This window comes from Frankia sp. AgKG'84/4 (assembly GCF_023242965.2).
Classification (GTDB): Bacteria; Actinomycetota; Actinomycetes; order Frankiales; family Frankiaceae; genus Frankia.
Genome location: NZ_JALKFU020001088.1, coordinates 1 through 1,443 on the forward strand (window position 1 = coordinate 1; position 1,443 = coordinate 1,443).

Below are 1,443 nucleotides of genomic sequence, written 5' to 3' on the forward strand. Positions count from 1 at the left end.
GCCCCGGCCCCGCCGACCTGCTCGCGGCCACCGGAGCCGACCCCGCCCCGGCCCGGGAACTGACCCGCCTCGTCGAACGCTCGGCGCTGATGATCGAGACCGGCCGCCGCCTCGCCCGCGACCGCGCGCCGGTGATGCTGCGCGCGGCCCGCTGGCACCACGTCGGCGCCGAGGACCCGCCCGACGTCCGCGCGGACCTCACCGTCGCCGCCTACCTGCTCGGCGAACTGCCCGAAGACGCCCGCGAGCGCGCGCTGGCGGCCTGGTAGCGGGTCACCGCCGGCGACCTGGTGATCATCGACGCGGGCACCCCGGCCGGCTACGCCAGGGTCCTCGCCGCCCGCGGTGCCCTGCTCGCCGCCGGCGCGACGATCACCGCCCCGTGCCCGACCGACAGCGCCTGCCCGATACCCGCGGGGACTGGTGACTACCGGTGGGCGCGGGGCGCCCACCGGGGCGACGCCCTCCCGCCGTTCCTCGCCCCGCGCAGCGGATGATCTTCCCTGGCCGGTCCGGGCCTGGCCGCACCGGCCGGTACCTGCGGCGATCGCCCTCGCCCCCCGGTGGGGTCCGCGGCGCAGGCCGGTTCGGACCACCGCGGCCAGCGACCGGATCTCCCCGCCGGCACGGCGCTCGGCGCGCACGACGGGCACCAGCGGGGACCCCTGGGGGCGAACACCCCCAATCCCTGCCTCTACCCTGATGACGCACATACCGACCGTGAGCATGGCGAAAGTCGGGCGGTTCGGTGCACATCGGGACGGTCAGGCCGGGGACGGGGCGGGATGCGCGGCGGTGGGCAAGCGCGGACGCGGACGGCACGTGCCAACGGGCCCTGCGCGGTGGCGATGCCCCGGCGCCCACCGGCACCGGCCGACACCCTCGTCCCCACCCAGCGGACGCTGCCCGTGCCCCGGCTCGTTCGCCCCCGACGCCGGGCCGGTGGCGGCGACCCGGCGCCCCGGCGGATCACCCGCCCGCGGTGGAGCGCAGGCTGGCTTGTCGCGCTGCTGTGCGCCGGCTCGTTCACCGCGAGCCTCGTCCTGCAGGCGACGCTCTACCGGTACGGATCGGGCGACGCCGACGAGGCCGCCTACGTCCTGCAGGCCCAGATGCTGCTGCGCGGCGAGCTCACCCTCGACGCCGCCACCTGGGAGCCGTTCGCGCGGCCCTGGCTCACCGGCGAGCACGACGGCCGGCTGTTCACCAAGTACCTGCCCGGCTGGCCGGCGCTGCTCGCCGCGTCCCAGGCGCTGTTCGCCACGATGGCCGTGGCGCCGGCCCTCGTCGGGGCCGGCTGGGTCGCCGGCACCTACCGGCTGGCCCGCGAACTGTTCGACGACGCGCCGACCGGTGTTCTCGCGGCGGCCCTCGTCGCGCTCAGCCCGCTGGTCTGGCTGCACACCGCGCTGCCCCTGGCCTACGCCTGCGGCGCGGCCACCC

The 1,443-nt window shown here is 77.8% G+C and carries 3 protein-coding genes; all 3 read left to right on the forward strand.

The window, feature by feature from the left end; genetic code table 11:
• On the forward strand, positions 1-269 hold a 269-nt coding region (locus MXD58_RS27525), incomplete at its 5' end, for a hypothetical protein (protein WP_250610978.1).
• A 21-nt stretch (positions 270-290) separates the two neighbouring features.
• Positions 291-497 (forward strand): small ribosomal subunit Rsm22 family protein, encoded by a 207-nt coding sequence (locus MXD58_RS27530; RefSeq protein ID WP_248837050.1) that lies wholly within the window; start codon positions 291-293, stop codon positions 495-497.
• A gap of 351 nt (positions 498-848) precedes the next feature.
• Positions 849-1,443 (forward strand): glycosyltransferase family protein (locus MXD58_RS27535; RefSeq protein WP_518478704.1); only part of this gene is annotated, 595 nt, incomplete at its 3' end.